This window comes from Pseudarthrobacter phenanthrenivorans, assembly GCF_000813845.1.
Lineage (GTDB): Bacteria > Actinomycetota > Actinomycetes > Actinomycetales > Micrococcaceae > Arthrobacter > Arthrobacter phenanthrenivorans_B.
This window is the reverse complement of sequence record NZ_JWTB01000048.1, coordinates 1-19,331: the sequence shown is the minus strand read 5'-3', so window position 1 is coordinate 19,331 and position 19,331 is coordinate 1. Positions and strand designations below refer to the sequence as shown.

Below are 19,331 nucleotides of genomic sequence, written 5' to 3'. Positions count from 1 at the left end.
CATGACACTGGATCCCGGCTCTGCGGCCATCATCCAGCTGGCGTGGGCGCGCCGGCTGGGCCTTGACGACGACGCCTTCGGAGACGCACTGGCCTCCGGCGAACGGATAGTCCGCGCTGATGAATCAGCCAGGACCGTGGAGTTCGTGCGGTTGTTCGGAAGTTCCGCGCTGGTAGGCCCCCAGTCCGTCATCGACGCCGCCGCGGACATCCCCGACGAGGAGATGGCCCAGCATGTGACCCTCCTGAAGCTGACCCGGGAGCGGGGCGGCCACGGACTCGGGGCGGCAGCCCTGTTCTTCGCGGACGACCTGCCGCTGCAGCAGCCGTCCAAGGAACTGACGGTCTCGCACGGAAACCCCGAGGCGATTGAACTGGAGGGCCGCTGCCCGCCGGACGACGTCAACGAAGTGGGGCTTTCCGACCTCGAAAACCGGTTCACGATCGTCCATGAAATCGCTGGCAGGCGCGTCCCCCTCGCCTGCGGCGCTTATGGCGAGTGGGAAGGCCTGCTCGGCAACATGGGCGTCCTGGTGGATCCTGAATGGCGCCGGCAAGGCCTTGGTGCCCTTGCCGGCTCCATCGCCGCCCACGAGGCATTGGCGGCCGGCCTGACGCTGCAATGGCGTGCAGACGTCAGCAACACCGGCTGCCTTGCCCTCGCCCGGAAACTGGGGCTTTCAGCCGGCGGAATCCAGACCAGCGTCCACCTTCGCTGACGCCTGGCCCTGTCCCGGAGCTCCCCAGTTCTGGACCGGCTTCGGCTTGGCAAAGAACAGGGCAACGGCTGCCGCAACCAGCACCACCGCGGCGGGCAGGAGGATCGACTGGGCCATCGCCGTCGAAAACCCTGCGTGCAGGAACTCCGGCAGCGTACCGCCGCCCATGCCCATGCCCTCACCGGATGGGCCGCCCGGGCCGCCGGACGGGAGCTCGGCGGCCAGCCGCGACTGGATGAGGACGGCGATCGCCGCACTGCCCAGCACGGCGCCGAACTGGCGGGTGGTGTTGTAGACGCCGGAGCCCGCACCGGCCTGGCGCGGCGGAAGGTTCCGGGTGGCGGTTGTGCTCAGCGGAGCCCAGATGCCGGCATTGGCGAAGCCCAGCACGGCGCTGGGAAGCAGGAACAGCAGGATGGGCGTGTCCGGCTGCATCAGCAGGCCGTTCCACACCAGGGCGACCGCCATCAGCGTCAAGCCGGCGGCGGCCAGGTACTTGGGGTTGACCCGGTCCACGACCTTCCCCACCACGGGTGCCATGCCGCCCGAGATCAACGCCATGGGCACCATCAGCAGTGCCGACTGGGTGGGCGTCAGTCCACGGACCAGCTGGTAGTAGAAGATCAGGGGCAGGCTGAAGGAGGTCACGGTGAAGCCCACCATGGTGATGCCCAGATTGGCGAGGGAGAAGTTCCGGTCGCGGAACAGTCCAAGGGGAAGCAGCGGTTCGCCCTTGTTGAACCGCTGCCACGCCACGAATCCTGCGAGGACAACGAGACCGGCGATGATGAGGCCCCACACGCTGATGGGCCCCGTGATGGTGCCCCAGTTGTAGGTCTCGCCTTCCTGGATGCCGAAGACCAGCAGGAAGAGCCCGACGGCGCTCAGCAGCACGCCGGGGATGTCGAACCGGTGGGGGTGGGTGCTCAGGGCCGGGACGTTCCGCGTAGCCAGGATGAAGCCGACGACGCCGATGGGTACGTTGATGAAGAAGATCCACTCCCAGCCCAGGCCGTCCACCAGGACGCCGCCCAGGATGGGGCCCACCAGCGTTGCCATGCCGGCGGTGGCACCCCAGATCGCCATGGCAGCGCCGCGGCGGTCGGGCGGGAAGATGCGGGTGATGACCGCCATGGTCTGGGGCGTCATAACCGCCGCGCCAAGGCCCTGCAGCACGCGGGCCGCGATGAGCGTTTCCACGTTCTGGGCCAGGCCGCACCACAGGGAGGCGAGCGTGAACACCACCAGTCCTAGCAGGTAGAGCCGCTTCGGCCCGAACCGGTCTCCCAGCCGGCCGGTGATGAGCAGGGGCACGGCGTAGGCCAGCAGGTAGGCGCTGGTCACCCAGATCACCGAGTTGATGTCGGCGTTCAGGCCCTCCATGATCCGGGGATTCGCGACGGACACAATGGTGCTGTCGATCAGGATCATGAAGAACCCGATCACCAGCGACCACAGCGCCGGCCAGGGCTTTTCTACGTTTTCCATCCGCTCATCCTTCTGAAGTTTTGTTGAAGAGCCGGGCAACGCCCGGGTGGCACTAGCCCAGCAGGTCCAAAATCTCCGTGCGGGCGAACATTTGTGCGGCGGCCCGCGCCGATGGCGCACCGGCGTCCGGATCCGCGCCGGCAGCCAGGAGGACCTGGGCCACGTCCGTGTAGCCCTTGAATGCCGCCCCGGCCAGCGGGGTCTGGCCGCGGTCGTTGGCGGAGTCGGCGTCGGCTCCGTGCTGCAGGAGCAGCTGCACCGTGCCGGCATGTCCGTGGTACGCAGCCAGCATGAGCAGGGTGTCGCCCGCGGAGTTTGTCATGGTGGCGGGAACCCCGGCGTCCAGGTAGGCACCCAGCATCGCATCGTTTCCCTCGCGGGCAGCCTGGAAAAGCGTGTGGGCCAGGGCCAGCGCGTCGTCGTCGTGCCCTTCCGCCGCACCCGCCTGCCCATCCGTGGTTCCGGCGTTCTCAATCATCAGCGTGGCCCCCTCAGGAATCCGGTTTGGCGCCCCACAACCTGGCCGGCATCGGGGGCGACGATGAGCTCCTGGGCGGCGGGATACGGTTCATCGCCGTCCAGGACCGTCAGTATCTCATCCGGGGCAACGGAACGCTTTATGACTGCCAGGGCCACGGGGCCCATCTCGTAGTGCTGCGCCACCGAGGTCACCGTTCCCACCTTGCGCTCCCCCGCCATGACCGGGCTTCCGGCCGCGGGAAGGGTGTGCTGCGAGCCGTCGAGCTGCAGGAACACCAGCCGGCGCGGCGGGTGGCCCAGGTTGTGGACGCGGGCGATGGTTTCCTGGCCCTTGTAGCAGCCCTTGGCCAGGTGCACGGCGGTGCGCAGCAGGTCCAGTTCGTGCGGGATGGTCTTGTCGTCCGTTTCGGCGCCGATGCGGGGGCGCCAGGCGGCGATACGGAGTGCTTCGGCGGCGAGGACGCCGGCCACGGCACGTCCGGCGACGGCGTCCTCCAGCCCGGCTGCGGGGACGAGGTACTCAAACCAGGGCCGCTCACGCCCGGGATGATTTTCCTCCGTGACGGTGGCGTAGGAGTACCCGCCCGGGGACACATGCGGCCACGGATCCTGCCAGGCAAGGTGCGAGGACCATTCGGGCAGGGCCCGGGTGCTGCCGAGCACGGCCCAGTCGGCGGACACGTCCGCAATTTCCACGCGGAGCATGAACTTCATCCGGTTGAGGTACTCAGCCAGCGGTGCAGCTTCGGCGGCCTCCACGATCAGCCAGGTGGTCCCGCCGTCGTCCACCACCCGCGCGTCAAAGTCGATGCGGCCCTGGACGCTGAGGAGCAGAAGTTCGCTGGACTCGCCGGGCTGCAGGCCTGCCACCTGCTGGGAGGACAGGGTGTTCAGCCAGCTCAGCCGGTCAGGTCCGGTGACTGTCACCACGCCGCGGTGGGAAAGGTCGACGACGGCTGTTCCGGCGGCGAGGGCACGTTGCTCGCGCAGGGGCTCGCCGTAGTGGGCGGCGACACCGGCGTCCGGGCCGGTGGCCTCGACGGCGCCGGGGCGCGACAACAAAGGGCTGGGCGTAGTCATATGTAGTAGAAGTCCTTGGAAGCTAGCGGTATTCCGGGTTTTCGAAACCGAAGTGCGTGCCGGCCTTCCACTCGTCCGGCAGGTTGCCGTAAGCGGGGTAGCCGCCCGCGTCCTTCAGTGTCTTGGCCAGGTGCAGGAGGTTCCAGGTCATGAAGGTGGTGTTGCGGTTGGTGAAGTCGGACTCCGGGCCGCCGGACCCTTCGTCCAGGTAGCTCGGGCCGGGCCCCACGGGACCGATCCAGCCGGCGTCCGCCTGCGGCGGGATGCTGAAGCCGATGTGCTGCAGGCTGTAGAGGATGTTCATCGAGCAGTGCTTGATGCCGTCCTCATTCCCCGTGATCAGGCAGCCGCCCACCTTCGGATAGAACGCCCACTGCCCCTTGCCGTTCAGCTCACCCGAGTGCGCGTAGAGCCGCTCGATCAGTTTCTTGGTCTGGGACGAGTTGTCCCCGAGCCAGATGGGGCCGGCCACCACCACGATGTCGGCGTCCTTGACGGCGGGGTAGAGTTCCGGCCACTCGTCTGTGGCCCAGCCGTACTGGCGCATGTCCGGGTAGACACCGCTGGCGATGTCGTGGTCCACGGTACGGATCACCCTGGTGCTGACACCCTGTTTTTCCATGATGCGGCGGCTGATGGCGATCAGGCCGTCCGTGTTGGATGTCTGCGGGGATCTCTTGAGGGTGCCGTTGAAGAAGACGGCTTTCAGTCCGCTGTAGCCGCTTGGCGTTCCTGCTGGTTCCGTGCCGTCTTCCATCATGGGCCCTTTCCGGATCAGGAGACTCTGTGCAGGAAAGCGGAGGCGTGTGCCTCCAGCCCCTTTCCGCCTTCTCCCCCAGTAGCAACGTCCCACCGCCACAAAAGGTTGCCGTCCACCAGGCCGAAGATCCGGGTGGCGGCGCTGTATTCCTTGGAGTGGCTGCCGCGCATCACCATATCGGTGGTCAGCTGGATCTGCGGGCCCTTGATCTGGCCGTAGTACAGCTCCGTGATCCCGCCGGGATGCGCGATGGAGACGGAGATATCGAAACCGCCGTCCTTGTTCCGCAGTGCTTCCACCTCGTCGGCACTCTTCAGCACCGGCACGATGTCCGCAGGAACCAGCCCGGGGCCGCCGTCGGCATCGAGCTGCTTGCGCTCGAGCGCCCAAAAGCCCGTCTCGACGGTGAGCGGCCGCAGGCGGGTTCCTTCGTCGTCGGTCAGCCAGCTTTCGGCGCGGTACTGCAGGTACGGCAGGCCGTTGTGTGTGAAGGAGACGTGCTGCAGGAAGTGTTCCGAGTCCTCGTCGCCGCTGCCCAGCCGGCCGCGGCCCTCCCACTCACCGATGAGCCACGAGAGGGGAACGAGTTCGGGAGTCAGATCTGTTGGAATCTCAATGGGCATTGGCATTACCTCGAGAAACGGGCGGCCCGGTGAAAGGGGTGGCTACTTCTGGCCCTTGAAGAGGCGGTAGACCACAAAACCGGCGAACCAGGCCATGGACAGGCTCGCGATGCCGAGCAGGACAAGGAAGAAAATTTCAAAAGCAAGTACGGACATGGTGCCATCCTAACCCGTTAGTAGATGAGTAGTTTGTCTATGAAGTACGCGAGGGATCCCACAGCCGAAACCGGCGCGAGGCCCATGCCGAGGGCGGCCAGGATGTCCAGCGGTGCCCCGCGGAGCGTGGCAAGCCGGCGGAAGCTGGCCAGGACGGCTCCAACGATGACCCCGAAGACTGCAGCGGGCAGGACGGCGATGTCCGACAGGACCAGTCCCGCAAGGGGGCCGGCCAGGCCGGCAAGGACAATTCCCAGCGGCGCGATGATGTTGTCAGGCCATCGGATGAGCCCCGCCAGCAGGGCCACGGCCGCACTGACCGCCGCGACCAGCAGCATTTCGCGGACGCCATTGAAGCGGGCGCCGGCAATCCAGCCTGCACCCAGGCACGACAGCAGCACCCCTGCGCAGCATCCGAGGGTGGACTCAAGCCGTTGCGCCTGGCCGGTCCCGCGGATCAACTGCACCACGAAAACGGCCATCATGCCCAGTGCCACGAAGGCCGGCGTCCAGTCCAGGTAACCGGGCGCGGGCGTCAGCGCGGCAGCCACCGCGGCCGCGGCGCCGGGCAGGGCAATGACGGCGGCGAGGGTCTTCCTGGCGGGAATGCGAAGGAAGTGGGGCCATCCGATGCCCACGGCCGCGGCGATCAGGATGCCGACCACCATAAGAGCCTCCGGCGAGGCATAGACCCCGGCAACGATGGCAATGAGTCCGGCGATTCCGACGGCACCCACAGTCCAGGAGCCGAGCGAGCGCGCAGGTGCCTGCAATTCCGCGGTCATGCGGGGCCCACCCTGTGCTTCGTCGGTGCACTCACTGCGCTTTTCCCATCCTGGCATCGGCCGGAAGGCTGGTCCGCCCCCTCGTGGCAGGGCTGGTGGCCCTGGTTCAATCCTGCCTTATGTGAACCGCATATGTCGCAAAACGGACCCGTCCAGAGCGCGAATCTGTGGTCCGGAAGACGCCGCCGGGTATACTCAAAGTTCAGCTACGCTCCCTGCCGGGGCGGCTGTCCGGCGGCCTGCTGACGGATCTGGAACCCCTGGCAGGAAGCCAGTACCGGCCGGTGAGAATCCGGTTCAGTCGCCCAATGATGCGCGGACGGCCCTTGGAGGAACAATGTCGCACATCCTGTTACTGACCAACAGCACCGGTTCTTCGGTGGACATCCTGCCTGCCCTCGAATTGCTGAACCACCGGGTCCATATCCTCCCGGCCGAACCCACCGCCCTCCTTGAGACTGACCCCTGCGACATCGTCCTGCTGGACGCCCGCAAGGACCTGGTGGGCGCCCGCTCCCTCACGCAGCTCCTGAAGGCCACCGGCCTCAGCGCCCCGCTGGTCCTGATCCTGACCGAAGGCGGCATGGCTGCCGTTTCCTCTGCGTGGGCTGTTGATGACATCGTCCTCGATTCCGCCGGACCTGCGGAGGTGGAAGCCCGCATCCGGCTGTCCGTTGCCCGCGCGGTGCCCGAGCAGGAAGACACCCCCAGCGAGATCCGTGCCGCCGGCGTCATCATCGACGAGGCAAGCTACACGGCCAGGGTCAACGGGGCGCCGCTGAACCTGACGTTCAAGGAGTTCGAGCTCCTGAAATACCTGGCGCAGCATCCGGGCAGGGTGTTTACCCGCCAGCAGCTGCTCACGGAAGTATGGGGCTACGACTACTACGGCGGCACCCGGACCGTGGACGTCCACGTGCGGCGCCTGCGGGCCAAACTCGGCGCAGACCATGAGAACCTGATCAGCACCGTCAGGAACGTCGGTTACCGCCTGACTCTGGTGCGCCAGCAGGAAGACGAGCTCACCGAGGCCTGAGCCTGGACCGCCGGCGGCGTATAGCCTTGGCTCATGACTCCAGCGCATCCGCAGAAGTGGCCCGTCCAGGTTGTCCGGGGCGGGGTTGACCAGCAGCTCCTGAAGGACTGCCGCGGCGTGCTCGCCGCGGCAGAGGAATCGGACGGCAACCCGTCCATCTCCGAACAGACCCTGGTGACCATGCGGGCAGGCGATTCCGGCGCGCACACGCTCCTGACGCTGGCCCTGTATGCCCCTGACGAGGACTCCGACCCGGCGACCGGCCAGGACCTGGCGGGCTTCGCCGTCGTGGTTGACGAGCCGGATGGCAGCGGGGTCCTGGAAATCGCGGTGCATCCTTCGTACCGTAACCAGGGCGTGGCCGACCGGCTGGTGGGTGCCCTCAAGGAGGTCCGCGGCTTTGACGGCCTCAAAGCCTGGTCCCACGGCAACCACGAGGCGGCGGCCGACCTCGCCGCCCGTTACGGCTATGCGCCGGTGCGTGAGCTGTGGAAGATGCGCATGACGACGGCGGGCGCGGACCTTCCCGACGCCGTTCTTCCGGAGGGAGTGGCAATCCGCACCTTTGTGCCGGGCAGGGATGAGGACGCCTGGCTGGCGGCTAACCGTGCCGCGTTCGCCCACCACCCGGAGCAGGGGAACCTGACACGGGCCGACCTTGAGGCGCGCATGGCGGAGGACTGGTTCGATCCTGCGGGGTTCTTCCTGGCCGAAGACCGGGACGGCCGCCTGCTGGGGTACCACTGGACCAAGGTCCACCCGCGGCACGGCGATCACCCGGCGATCGGCGAAGTGTATGTTGTGGGCGTGGCCCCGGAGGCCCAGGGCATGGGCCTGGGCAAAGCGCTGACCGTTGCCGGCATCCGGCACCTGCGCGACTCCGGGCTTAAGGCGGTCATGCTCTACGTGGATGCCGACAATGCCGCGGCGGTGGCACTTTACCGGCGGCTGGGGTTCACCCGGTGGGATATGGACGTCATGTACGGCCCGGCCGGCGCGTAGGCAGGGCGGACGGAACATTCCCGCCCTGGTGTAAACAAGGGCCGGGGGCCGGTGAATGCTTGTAAGGTTGAAACCGGACCATGCGGGGCGGAAACGCCGGCACAGAGCGCCAGTTATAAGGAGAAGCCATGAACCCGGAAGCCACCGGAACAGCCACGTCCAAGGATGTTGCGGTGCCAGTGCGGGCCCGCTTCGGCTCATCCGAGGTCCCTGCGTCCAGGGCCACCCAGGACCGCATCGACATCCCGGAGTTCGCCCCGAACCTGCAGCCCGAGGGCGATATCCGGCCCGACCGCTTCCTGGACCGTGAATTGAGCTGGCTCGCCTTCAACTCCCGCGTTCTGGAACTGGCGGAGGACCCCACCCTGCACCTGCTGGAGCGGGTCAGCTTCCTGTCCATCTTCGCGTCCAACCTGGACGAGTTCTTCATGGTTCGCGTGGCAGGCCTCAAACGACGTATCGCCACGGGCCTCGCCGTCCCCTCCCCCGCAGGCCTGAGCCCGGTTGAGGTGCTCGAAAGGATCAGCGAGGAAGCCCACCGGCTGCAGGCACGGCACGCGCAGGTCTACGCCGACCAGATCCGGCCTGCCCTAGCCTACGAGCACATCCACCTCATGCACTGGGAAGAACTGGACGAGACCGCCCGGCAGCAACTGAGCGTGATGTTCGCGGAAAAGGTCTTCCCCATCCTCACCCCGCTGGCGGTTGACCCGGCCCACCCCTTCCCCTACATCTCCGGCCTGTCGCTGAACCTTGCCGTGGTGGTCAGGAACCCGGTCAGCGACAAGGAACTGTTCGCCCGCGTCAAGGTCCCGGACCAACTCCCGCGCCTGATTTCCATCGACGGACCGCGCGCCGGCGCAGTCCCCGGCCGGGTGGCCCGCTTCATTGCGCTTGAGGAAGTCATCGCCGTCCACCTGGACAAGCTGTTCCCGGGCATGGAGGTCCTGGAGCACCACACCTTCCGCGTTACCCGCAACGAGGACGTGGAAGTGGAAGAGGACGACGCCGAGAACCTCCTGCAGGCGTTGGAGAAGGAGCTCCTCCGGCGCCGCTTCGGCCCTCCGGTCCGGTTGGAAGTCACCAACGACATCAACCCCAATATCCGGGCGTTGCTGATCCGCGAACTGGGCGTGGAGGAGTCCGAGGTGTATTCGGTGCCGGCTCCGCTGGATCTTCGGGGCCTGTCCGTGATCGCTGCGATCGACCGCGCGGACCTGCACTACCCCAAGCACGTCCCGCACACCTCCCGGTACCTGAACGAATCAGAGACGTCCAAGGCCGCCAACGTTTTCGCCGCCATGCGCCGCCGGGACATCCTGCTGCACCACCCGTACGACTCGTTCTCCACCTCGGTGCAGGCGTTCCTGGAACAGGCAGCATCGGACCCCAAGGTCCAGGCCATCAAGCAGACCCTCTACCGCACCTCCGGCGACTCCCCCATCGTGGACGCCCTGATCGACGCCGCCGAGGCCGGCAAGCAGGTCCTGGCTTTGGTGGAAATCAAGGCCCGCTTCGATGAGCAGGCCAACATCTCCTGGGCCCGCAAGCTGGAGCAGGCGGGCGTGCACGTGGTGTACGGCATCGTGGGCCTGAAGACGCACTGCAAGCTTTCACTGGTGGTCCGCCAGGAAGTGGACGGGCTCCGCCGCTACTGCCACATCGGCACCGGCAACTACCACCCCCGCACGGCCCGCTACTACGAGGACCTGGGCCTGCTGACAGCCAACGACCAGGTGGGCGAGGACCTCTCCAAGCTCTTCAACCAGCTCTCCGGCTACGCACCGAAGTCGACCTTCAAGCGCCTCCTGGTGGCGCCCCGATCGGTCAGGTCCGGGCTGATCGACAGGATCGAGACTGAGATCCGCAATGCCCGGGCCGGCGTGCCGGGGCTGGTGCAGATCAAGGTGAACTCCATGGTGGACGAAGCCATCATTGATTCCCTGTACCGCGCCTCCCAGGCCGGGGTGAAGGTGGACGTGGTGGTCCGTGGCATCTGTTCCCTGCGCCCCGGCGTGCCGGGCCTCAGCGAGAACATCACCGTCCGCTCCATCCTGGGCCGCTTCCTGGAGCACTCGCGCGTGTTCGCCTTCGCCAACGGCGGCGATCCCGTGGTGTACATCGGCTCGGCCGACATGATGCACCGCAACCTGGACCGCCGGGTGGAGGCCCTGGTGCAACTGGCCAGCCCTGACGACATCACCTACGTCCTGGACCTCCTGAAGCGGTACATGGACCCGGATACCTCCAGCTGGCACCTCGACAACGAGGGCCGCTGGACCCGGCACCACCTCTCGGAGGACGGGAAACCGCTTGAAGATGTCCAGTCCTGGCTGCTGGCGTCCCGGCCGCGGCAACGCAGCCTGAGCCGGCGATAGGCAGCCGCTTTGTCGAGTGATGCACTTGTAGCCGACCAGACCGACCACCCGGGGGAACCTGTAGCCGTAACCGCTGCGGGTGCCATCCCGTGGCGCGTCAACAAGGACCGCCTCGAAGTCCTGCTGATCCACCGGCCCCGCTATGACGATTGGTCCTGGCCCAAGGGAAAGATCGACGCCGGCGAGACCGTTCCCGAATGCGCCGTCCGTGAGGTGTGGGAGGAGATTGGCCTGCAGGCACCGCTGGGGATCCCGCTGCCGCCCATCCACTACCACGTGGCCTCTGGCCTGAAGGTGGTGTACTACTGGGCCGTCAAGGTCACCAACGGCACCACGCTGGTACCGGACGGCAAGGAAGTGGACAGCGTCATGTGGTGCGCCCCCGAAAAGGCGGCCCGCCTGCTGTCCAACCCGTCCGACGTCGTACCTCTTGACTACCTGCGGGACGCGCACGAACAAGGCACGCTGGATACATGGCCCCTGCTGGTGCTCCGGCACGCCAAGGCCAAGCCGCGCTCGTCCTGGAGCAAGGCGGAGGGCGAACGCCCGCTGGCGGCCACCGGAACCAGGCAGGCACAGGCCGTCGGGCGGCTCCTGCAGGCCTGGAAGCCGATGCGGGTGGTCACCAGCCCGTGGCTGCGCTGCGTTGCCACCGTCGCACCCTATGCCAAGGCCAACGGCGCGAAGGTAAAACTGGCGGAGGGGCTGACCGAACACAAACACCAGCGCAGTCCCAAGAAGACTGCATCCGTGATCGAATCACTGTTCGACAAGCAGCGGGCCGTGGTGGCCTGTACACACCGGCCCGCCCTGCCGACCGTCCTCAAGCAGCTGGCCACGCACATGCCGGCACACCTGGCCAAGCTCCTGCCCGCCCGCGAGCCGTACCTGTCCCCGGGCGAGGTGGTGGTGTGCCATGTGGCCTGCGGCGGGAAGAAGCAGGTTGTGGCAGTGGAGCAGTTCAAGCCGTTTGACGACTAGCGCAAGCCGAGCTTGACCCAGCGGACCCCGCAGCATTGACTTAGTGGACGACGCACACTTTTGGGGGAAAAGTGCAGGCTGCCACGATCGCTGTTGTCCATGACGTTCCACCTATGGCCGTTCTCTGGCCGCTCCTGCTCACCGCTGGGGTCTACCTCCTGCTGCGATACCTGGTCCGTGGTGCCCGCGGCCGCGACGTCTTGGCGGCGGCCTCCCGGCACGCGTTGTGCACCGGAGTCATCGGCTGGCTGGCGAGTTCACTGCTGCCGGCCGCCAACGCGGGCATCCTTCCCGTACCAGGAACCCGCAACGGAACTGTTGAGATCCTGCCGGCCCTCGCGTGGCCGGTACTCGGCTGCCTGGCCGTGCACATCCTCGGCCAACTGAGCTATCCCAGAACCGGGTCGGTGCGCGCTCAGCCTGGAAGTGTCCGGCGCATGCACACATTCCTGCCCCGCCGCCTGTCCTGGACCGTCACGGCGATCTTCCTTCTTTCCATCGTCCAAATCGCATGGACGGCCACCCTGCCCGGTTACTCCGCCCAACCCTACGGATCACGGTCGGACGGTGACGGGGGCTATGCCGCCTTCGGCGGGGAGGGACGGATTCCCGGGGTTGAAATCGCAGCGTACCTTGGGGGGTCGCTGCTGGTTCTGGCGGTGGGGACCCTGCTTGTGCTGGCACTGACGGCCCGGCGGCCGCCGTTGGCCGGACTGAGCACTGATGTTGATGGCCTCCTCAGGACCATAACCGCGAACCGCCTCCTCCGCACGGTCGCAACAGTTGCTGCAGGCCTGGCGGCCATAGCGGGGAACCACGCAGCCCGCCCCGACCCGGCTGCCGGCACAGCAAGCTGGTTCAACCCTGCCGGCGCCCTGGACCTGGCCGTCCTGCTGGTGATGCTGCTCTGGCCGCCGCCCAAACTGACGGCCCCGCAGCCACACCCCGGGGCCCGCGCCAAGGGCAATGGCTCCCGCCGCGTGCCCGAATCGCCGCGGGCCGCAGATCTCCAGCCAGTAGACTTGAGGCGTGAGCATCCCAACGCCCTATGAAGACCTCCTGCGCGATGTCCTGGCCACCGGCACCCATAAGTCGGACCGAACAGGCACCGGAACCACCAGTGTTTTCGGCCGCCAGATGCGCTTCGACCTTTCCCAAAGCTTCCCGCTGATCACCACCAAGCGGGTCCACTTCAAGTCCGTCGCAGTCGAGCTCCTGTGGTTCCTGCGCGGTGAGACCAACATCAAGTGGATGACGGACCAGGGCGTCACCATCTGGAATGAATGGGCGGACGAGGACGGGGACCTGGGCCCGGTCTACGGCGTGCAGTGGCGCAGCTGGCCCACTCCGGACGGCGGCCACATCGACCAGATCGCCGAGCTCATCGACAACCTGAAGTCGAACCCCGACTCCCGCAGGCACATCGTCTCGGCCTGGAACGTCTCGGAACTCAACGACATGGCGCTGCCGCCCTGCCACGCCTTCTTCCAGTTCTACGTGGCGGACGGCAAGCTCTCCTGCCAGCTCTACCAGCGCTCCGCGGACATGTTCCTGGGTGTGCCGTTCAACATCGCCTCCTACGCCCTGCTGACCTGCATGGTCGCGCAGCAGGTGGGACTGGAGCCCGGCGAATTCGTCTGGACCGGCGGCGACGTGCACATCTACGAGAACCACATGGACCAGGTCCTCAAGCAGCTGGACCGTGAGCCCTACGAGTACCCGAAGCTGAAGATCACGCGCAAGCCGGCGTCGATCTTCGACTACACGCTGGAGGACTTCGACGTGGTGGGCTACAAGCACCACCCCACGATTAAGGCACCGATCGCCGTATGAGCACCGAGAATTTCACCGATCCCCAATCCTTCACTGAGGAACTGGCCGCATCGATCACCGGCGTCGGGCTGGTGTGGGCGCAGACCGCCGACGGTGTGATCGGCAAGGACGGTGACATGCCGTGGCACCTGCCCGAGGACCTCAAACACTTCACCCGGCTCACCACCGGACACCCCGTCATCATGGGGCGCAAGACCTGGCTGTCGTTCCCGGACAAGTACCGTCCCCTGCCCGGCCGCACCAACATCGTCATCACCCGGCAGAAAAGCTGGGCCGGCACGCCCGAGGCGGAGGGCGCCGTCGTGGTCCCCTCCCTGGATGACGCGCTCCTGGAGTCGCAGTTTGTCGACGGCGGCGAGACGGTCTGGATCCTGGGCGGCGGCGACGTCTTCCGCCAGTCCACCGATCTCGCCAACGTCGCGGTGGTCACCACCATCGACGTAAAGGCCGACGGCGATACCTTCGCCCCGGAGCTCGGCCCCACCTGGGAGGCGTCCGCTTCCGTCCCGCCGGACGGCTGGCTGACTGCCGCGAACGGCACGCGCTACCGCTTCACCAAATGGACCCGGACCGAGGGCTAGGAACATGCTGAAGAAACCCGAATCCCTGTTCGTCCTGGGCTACATGCTGCTGCCCCTGCTCGCGCTGCTCTCCGCAATCGTGGGGCTGACCATGATCCTGGGCGGTAACAAGATCGCCGGGGCCATCGTGCTCGTGGTGGTCACGCAGGTCTTCACCTTCGGCGCGTTCTTCGCGCTGCGCGCCCGGAAGGCAGCTGTCCTGGAGCAGTCGGACCAGAGCTAGCGCTTTTGGCAGCGGCATGGGGAGGCCGCCCATCGCGGGTGGCTCGGTCCTGGCCTAGGCTGGGGCACGCAGCACTCTGGGGCTGTTGAATGAATATTGGGGGGAATCCTGGTGGCAGGAACTTTGTGGGGCGCCGACGTCGAGCAACTGCGGACCCTCGCGCAGCAGTTCAACAAGACGGCCGACCTGCTGCAGCAGCAGTCGACGCAGCTAAGCAGCCAGATCAACGGCAGTACGGCCTGGAAAGGCCGTGATGCCGAACAATTCCGGTCCAGCTGGAACGGCAGCCACCGGGCGCTCCTGCAGCAAACTGCTACTCGCCTCCAGCAGGAATCAAAGCTTCTGCTAAAGAATGCCGATGAGCAGGAAAAGGCCAGCGGCGGGGCACCCGGCTCCGCGGGCGGCCCGGGCTTCGGCGGATCTGGCGGGCCAGGTTCCGGATCTCCCGCGCATCCTTTGGGGCCCGATTGGCTGGCCAAGGGTTCGCCGTTCCGGGACGGGTGGGGTTTTCGCGGCCAGATCAAGGCGGGCTTGGATCTGCCGAAAAACGTTTTTGGTTTGGGCACGATGGCCGCCAAAGGCCTGGACAGCTTTACTGATGTTGAACTCTGGGCCAAGCTTCCGGGCAAGAGCATCACTTACAATTTGCTGGATTCCGGGACAGATATCCTCGGACTCAAGAATCTTCAGAAATATATCCCGGCGCTCAACCAGTTCGGCGGAGTATTCAAAGAAAGCCCCTGGCTGTTCAAAGGCCAGGGCGCAATCCTGGAAGGCCTTGGAAAGGGCGGACTCGGCCGGGGCCTGGGCTGGGCAGGCGTGGGCCTGAACGCCTTCGACGCCGCCGGGTATGTCGCAGAAGGGAAATACGAAGAGGCCGGCTGGTCGGTCGCCAAGACGGCACTTGGCGTGGCCTGCTTCCTGCCGCCTCCCGCCGGAACCATCTGCACCGTAGTCAGTGCCGGAATTGCCATTTACGAGATCCCTGCGGTCAAGGAATTCGTCAACAGTGCGGCCAGCAACGTGGTGGACACAGTGGCCAGCGCCGTTAAGGATCCCGGCAAGTTCGTCGAAGACACCGGCAAGAACCTGGCAGACCTCGGCAAGAGTACGGCCAGCTTCCTCGGCTTCGGATAATTCAACTAAAGGACAAACTCGTGACAACCAGCACTGAACTCATCGAATCGCCGGACACGGCAGTCGGCTTCGGCTTTGCCGAAATCGCATACCTGATCAGAAGGTTCGATACCGAAGCCGCCAGGAAGTCCAGCCAGGTACTCCGTCTGGAAGAGGAAGTCAGGTCGGATCCGATCTGCATCGCCGGAAGTTCTTCCCTTCTGGGCCGAGGCTTTGCCAGCGTCGACGACGAACTTGAACTGGACGGGCCGGCGGTGCCCGTCGCATACGCCCTGTCCAAGGCCGTCCGGTGGTCCGAAATCAGCCTGGTTGACGGGGAGAAAACCGATACCGTGGTGCACGTGGAGTCGGACAAGGTATCTCTGCTGATGCAGCCCAGAACGCTGGGAACTTGGTTCGTCTTCGCCCAGGACCCCGATGTCGACGGCGCAGATGCCGAACTGTTCCTCATCGAGGAACACAGGCAAACCCATCCCGAGGGGACCGCGTTCATCCGCGTTAAGTCGATCTCCGGTGAAGACCACCTGCTCATCCGACCAGATGGCCTCGGCTGGGCGGTGGGCAAAGTCATTGATCCCACAAAGGATGTCGAGGAAATCACCGGCCTGGACACAGCCGGCCTGCTCACCCGGATTCGGGCAACCCGGGGAGAAACCAAATGAGCAGCGAGGCGCCCCAACCCAAGCCTCGGGCACGGCGCAAAGGCTACTACAAACGCCAGATCGAATTGGAAGCCGGGAAGCAGGGACTGACGCCCGAGGAATACGGGGTCTACAAGGGCTCAACCGGCAGCGCCATCAAGCCCATCAATTCGGCTGGCGGCCTGCTGTTCCTTGCTATCTTGATCTCAGTGTTTTCGGCTGTTTTCTGTGGAACGGCCATCATTCTGCTCACTGGCGAAGGGGTCACCAACTGGGTGCAATTCGTCATCGGCTGCGCCATTGTCATTGTCCTGGTGCCCACCTCATGGGCTTACTACTTCAAGGAGCGCAAGGCCGCACGCCTCCGGAAGGCGGCCGGGAAAACCCTTGAACCTCCTACCCGCCGCTCAAGCAGGCCGGACTGGTAGCAAGCTTGGGCGCACTAGGAAAAACGATGACCCACCTCCTCCGAAGCGCTGCCAGGGGCGACACCGTCCTGCACATGGAATCAGACCGGACAGAACTGCTGTTCCAGCCGCGCACCGTGCAGGCGTGGTTCATCATGCCGCTGGATCCAATGCTTTCGGCTGACGCCGCCAAGTCCTATGTGGTTCGAGACCATCTTAGGAATCATCCAGAGGGTGGTGCGCGCCGGAGGACCAGCGGCCCGCAAGGGCAGTGTGAACTTTTGGTGCGCAAGGAGGCAAAGGGTTGGGTTTGCGCAACGGTCGCCGGTGACGACGTTGGTCCTGCCACTGTGCCTCTAAGCGAGGATGGCCCTCACCGGTGCCTTGTTTCATTTCGATCCGGATTGCCCCTGACCGATGACTAGAACAGACAAAAAGAGGGTTAACTCCCTAGCGCCCCTACTACTACGGGTACGGCAAGGACGACGTCATCAAGGCCTATACCCCTGAGGAGTGGGGTTTGGGCGGGTCCTCGGCCTACAGCTCCAACAATCCCACCCACAGCCTGGTGGTCCTGACCCTGATTGAAGTGCTGTTAACAGTCCCTGCGATCCTTGCCCCCATTTGGATGATTATCGGGGTCATCTATTTGAACATCGGAGCGTTTCTGCTGTGCCTCGTCTGCACGGTCCTCTTCACGGGCGGCTGGTTTTACACGCTGGGCTTGATTCGCGATGAAATTCAGGCACGTAAGCTCCGGCGGGCACGGGGACTTCCTAAGCCTTTGTACCAAGCCACAGATGATCAGGCGCGGAAATGGTTCGAGGAACGCCCCGGAACGTTGAAAATCACGCGGGAGAACTTCCCTAACAGCCGCCAGCCCTTCCCGGGCGAGCTCCCAACAACTTAAATGCTGCGCAAAGAACGGCCCGCACCGGAACCAGGAGCAGGACATGTCAACGAATGAACCGCACGAAAACATGAGGTGGCAGCCGGAGGAAATGAGAAGCGGATCCTCCACCCCACCGTGACGGGTGAACTGCACAGCTACTCACGGGAGGAACTCGGCATAGTCACAGCTAGTTCGCATGCACAGGTACGGTCCGCCGTCGGCTTTCTCATAATGGCGGTCTTTCTTGCTGCCGTGGCAGTCTTCTCCGTTTTCCTGGTTGCCGGACCGACCACCAGGGGCGAAGACCCGATGTGGAGTGCGCTGTTCTTAACAGCCGCCGGAGTTGGCGGTGCCGTGTACGCCTTTCGCATGGCGAAGGTGGCCTCGAGGGCCAAGAGGCTCCGGGAGGAAAGGGGAATCCCGGAACCCAGCGCCCGCCAGTTTGATTGGGGCCAGGACCGGCATGGCCAGGCGTAGCCGGGACGTTCCCCAGGAACCTGGCTACGTTCCCTACCAGCCGCCGGAAGACCGAGAGCTGCACCGCCTGGGAGAGAACGGTGAGGCCATCGCGTACACGGAGGAAGAGTACGGAGTCCGGAAGGACGACGGTTTGGGCGTTATAAAACCCGTCAACTCCTCCGGGGGTTTATTGTTCCTTGCCATCCTGCTGACGGCATGCATGGGGGGACTGGTCTATTTCGTCGTCCAAATCATCATCCAAAATGCATGGGACATTGCTGGCCGGACTTGGTGGGTCTTTCCCGCCTGCATTTTTCCATTCACCGTGGCCTGGGCCAGCTACTTCAAGGAGCGCAAAGCAGAAAAGCTGCGCAGAGCCAGGGGCCTCCCGCGGCCCGTCGAATAGCGCCTTTGGTGCGGGCCGCCGTCGTATCTTTCTAAGCCGTCCACGGCGTGACGTAACCGACTGCGCCCTTCCGGATGCGAAGTCTAAACTGGACCAATGACTACAGCAGCTACCCCTTCCGTCGGCCTGGTCGGATGGCGCGGCATGGTCGGTTCCGTCCTGATGCAGCGCATGCAGGACGAGGGCGACTTCGCCAACATCAACCCGGTGTTCTTCTCCACCTCCAACGCGGGAGGTGCCGCGCCGTCCTTCGCTGATGGCGCCGGCAAGCTCGAGAACGCGTTCGACCTCGACACCCTGGCCAAGCTGCCCATTATCGTCACCGCCCAGGGCGGCGACTACACCAAACAGGTCCACGGCGAGCTGCGCAGCCGCGGCTGGGACGGCCTCTGGATCGACGCCGCCTCCACCCTGCGCATGAACGACGACTCGATCATCGTGCTGGACCCCATCAACCGCGATGTCATCGACAAGGGCCTGGTCAACGGCACCAAGGACTTCATCGGCGGCAACTGCACCGTCTCCTGCATGCTCATGGGCCTCGGCGGGCTGTTCAAGAACGGCCTGGTCGAGTGGGGCACCTCCATGACCTACCAGGCGGCCTCCGGCGGCGGCGCCCGGCACATGCGCGAGCTGCTCAGCCAGTTCGGCACGCTCAACGCCGAGGTCAGCACGGAACTGGACGACCCGGCGTCGGCCATCCTGGACATCGACCGGAAGGTCCTGGCCCACCAGCGCACCGACATCGACGCCACCCAGTTCGGCGTCCCCCTGGCCGGCTCCCTGATCCCCTGGATCGACGCGGACCTGGGCAACGGACAGTCCAAGGAAGAGTGGAAGGCCGGGGTGGAGACCAACAAGATCCTGGGCACCTCCGAGGAAAACCGGGTGATCATGGACGGCCTCTGTGTCCGAATCGGCGCCATGCGCTCGCACTCCCAGGCCCTGACGCTCAAGCTCCGCGAGGACCTGTCCGTCGCCGAGATCGAGAAGCTCCTGGACGAGGACAACCAGTGGGCCAAGGTGGTTCCCAACACCAAGGAAGCGTCGATGGCCGAGCTGACCCCGGTGGCTGCCTCCGGCACCCTGGACATCCCGGTGGGCCGCATCCGCAAGATGGAGATGGGCCCGGAGTACATCAGCGCGTTCACCGTAGGCGACCAGCTCCTCTGGGGCGCCGCCGAGCCGCTGCGCCGCATGCTCAACATCGCCACCGGCAACCTGTAGCTTCCCGCTGCCTCACGAGCGGCCCTTGCCCGCATAAC

At 65.5% G+C, this 19,331-nt stretch carries 21 protein-coding genes; 15 read left to right on the top strand and 6 right to left on the bottom strand.

Features of this window, described 5'->3' with window-relative positions; genetic code table 11:
- Position 1 precedes the first annotated feature (1 nt).
- On the top strand, positions 2 to 718 hold the full coding sequence (locus RM50_RS19415; protein ID WP_043456052.1) for a GNAT family N-acetyltransferase: 717 nt from the start codon (positions 2 to 4) through the stop codon (positions 716 to 718).
- Here the strand turns inward: RM50_RS19415 and RM50_RS19410 are convergent.
- From RM50_RS19410 to RM50_RS19385, 6 genes are all read right to left on the bottom strand, one after another.
- Positions 680 to 2,206, bottom strand: coding sequence for a DHA2 family efflux MFS transporter permease subunit (locus RM50_RS19410; RefSeq protein ID WP_043456050.1), 1,527 nt, complete (start codon positions 2,204 to 2,206; stop codon positions 680 to 682). The two genes, RM50_RS19415 and RM50_RS19410, sit on opposite strands and share 39 nt — an antisense overlap.
- Before the next feature lie 52 nt (positions 2,207 to 2,258).
- The gene (locus tag RM50_RS19405) at positions 2,259 to 2,684 is read right to left on the bottom strand and encodes an ankyrin repeat domain-containing protein (RefSeq protein ID WP_052260407.1); all 426 of its coding nucleotides are present in this window, start codon (positions 2,682 to 2,684) and stop codon (positions 2,259 to 2,261) included.
- Entirely contained in the window at positions 2,684 to 3,766 is a 1,083-nt protein-coding gene (locus RM50_RS19400) for a YgfZ/GcvT domain-containing protein (RefSeq protein WP_043456048.1), read from the bottom strand. Before RM50_RS19400 ends, RM50_RS19405 begins: the two co-directional genes overlap by 1 nt.
- A gap of 22 nt (positions 3,767 to 3,788) precedes the next feature.
- Complete coding sequence (locus tag RM50_RS19395; protein ID WP_043456088.1) at positions 3,789 to 4,523, bottom strand: flavodoxin family protein; 735 nt, start codon at positions 4,521 to 4,523, stop codon at positions 3,789 to 3,791.
- Positions 4,524 to 4,540: 17 nt separating this feature from the next.
- The gene (locus RM50_RS19390) at positions 4,541 to 5,149 is read right to left on the bottom strand and encodes an FABP family protein (protein WP_043456046.1); all 609 of its coding nucleotides are present in this window, start codon (positions 5,147 to 5,149) and stop codon (positions 4,541 to 4,543) included.
- A 173-nt stretch (positions 5,150 to 5,322) separates the two neighbouring features.
- Complete coding sequence (locus RM50_RS19385) at positions 5,323 to 6,090, bottom strand: hypothetical protein (RefSeq protein ID WP_043456044.1); 768 nt, start codon at positions 6,088 to 6,090, stop codon at positions 5,323 to 5,325.
- A gap of 337 nt (positions 6,091 to 6,427) precedes the next feature.
- Here RM50_RS19385 and RM50_RS19380 point away from each other — a divergent pair, with 337 nt between their 5' ends.
- The 14 genes from RM50_RS19380 to asd all read left to right on the top strand — a co-directional run bounded on the left by RM50_RS19380 (position 6,428) and on the right by asd (position 19,293).
- On the top strand, positions 6,428 to 7,126 hold the full coding sequence (locus RM50_RS19380) for a winged helix-turn-helix transcriptional regulator (RefSeq protein ID WP_043456042.1): 699 nt from the start codon (positions 6,428 to 6,430) through the stop codon (positions 7,124 to 7,126).
- A 33-nt stretch (positions 7,127 to 7,159) separates the two neighbouring features.
- A complete protein-coding gene (gene mshD / locus RM50_RS19375) occupies positions 7,160 to 8,128 on the top strand; it encodes a mycothiol synthase (RefSeq protein ID WP_043456041.1) in 969 nt (322 codons plus the stop codon).
- Positions 8,129 to 8,256: 128 nt separating this feature from the next.
- Positions 8,257 to 10,506, top strand: a complete 2,250-nt coding sequence (locus RM50_RS19370; RefSeq protein ID WP_043456039.1) for an RNA degradosome polyphosphate kinase — start codon at positions 8,257 to 8,259, stop codon at positions 10,504 to 10,506.
- A 9-nt stretch (positions 10,507 to 10,515) separates the two neighbouring features.
- Positions 10,516 to 11,487, top strand: coding sequence for an NUDIX hydrolase (locus tag RM50_RS19365; protein ID WP_043456037.1), 972 nt, complete (start codon positions 10,516 to 10,518; stop codon positions 11,485 to 11,487).
- 113 nt (positions 11,488 to 11,600) lie between these two features.
- Positions 11,601 to 12,539: a hypothetical protein gene (locus RM50_RS19360; protein WP_052260404.1), complete on the top strand. Its 939-nt coding sequence runs from the start codon at positions 11,601 to 11,603 to the stop codon at positions 12,537 to 12,539.
- Positions 12,517 to 13,320 (top strand): thymidylate synthase, encoded by an 804-nt coding sequence (locus RM50_RS19355; protein ID WP_043456035.1) that lies wholly within the window; start codon positions 12,517 to 12,519, stop codon positions 13,318 to 13,320. The genes RM50_RS19360 and RM50_RS19355 overlap by 23 nt, the downstream gene beginning before the upstream one ends.
- Positions 13,317 to 13,901, top strand: a complete 585-nt coding sequence (locus RM50_RS19350) for a dihydrofolate reductase (RefSeq protein ID WP_043456033.1) — start codon at positions 13,317 to 13,319, stop codon at positions 13,899 to 13,901. The genes RM50_RS19355 and RM50_RS19350 overlap by 4 nt, the downstream gene beginning before the upstream one ends.
- Positions 13,902 to 13,905: 4 nt before the next feature.
- Positions 13,906 to 14,124 (top strand): NF038396 family protein, encoded by a 219-nt coding sequence (locus RM50_RS19345; protein ID WP_043456032.1) that lies wholly within the window; start codon positions 13,906 to 13,908, stop codon positions 14,122 to 14,124.
- Between the two features lie 111 nt (positions 14,125 to 14,235).
- Positions 14,236 to 15,261: a hypothetical protein gene (locus tag RM50_RS19340; protein ID WP_156133919.1), complete on the top strand. Its 1,026-nt coding sequence runs from the start codon at positions 14,236 to 14,238 to the stop codon at positions 15,259 to 15,261.
- A 20-nt stretch (positions 15,262 to 15,281) separates the two neighbouring features.
- Positions 15,282 to 15,923, top strand: coding sequence for a hypothetical protein (locus RM50_RS19335; RefSeq protein ID WP_052260400.1), 642 nt, complete (start codon positions 15,282 to 15,284; stop codon positions 15,921 to 15,923).
- Positions 15,920 to 16,330: a hypothetical protein gene (locus RM50_RS19330; protein ID WP_043456030.1), complete on the top strand. Its 411-nt coding sequence runs from the start codon at positions 15,920 to 15,922 to the stop codon at positions 16,328 to 16,330. The genes RM50_RS19335 and RM50_RS19330 overlap by 4 nt, the downstream gene beginning before the upstream one ends.
- Before the next feature lie 499 nt (positions 16,331 to 16,829).
- Positions 16,830 to 17,219: a hypothetical protein gene (locus tag RM50_RS19325; RefSeq protein ID WP_043456028.1), complete on the top strand. Its 390-nt coding sequence runs from the start codon at positions 16,830 to 16,832 to the stop codon at positions 17,217 to 17,219.
- A gap of 445 nt (positions 17,220 to 17,664) precedes the next feature.
- On the top strand, positions 17,665 to 18,066 hold the full coding sequence (locus RM50_RS19315; protein WP_043456026.1) for a hypothetical protein: 402 nt from the start codon (positions 17,665 to 17,667) through the stop codon (positions 18,064 to 18,066).
- 96 nt (positions 18,067 to 18,162) lie between these two features.
- Positions 18,163 to 19,293 carry an aspartate-semialdehyde dehydrogenase gene (gene asd, locus RM50_RS19310; protein WP_043456024.1) on the top strand — a complete coding sequence of 377 codons (1,131 nt, stop codon included), beginning with the start codon at positions 18,163 to 18,165 and terminating at the stop codon, positions 19,291 to 19,293.
- Positions 19,294 to 19,331 lie beyond the last annotated feature (38 nt).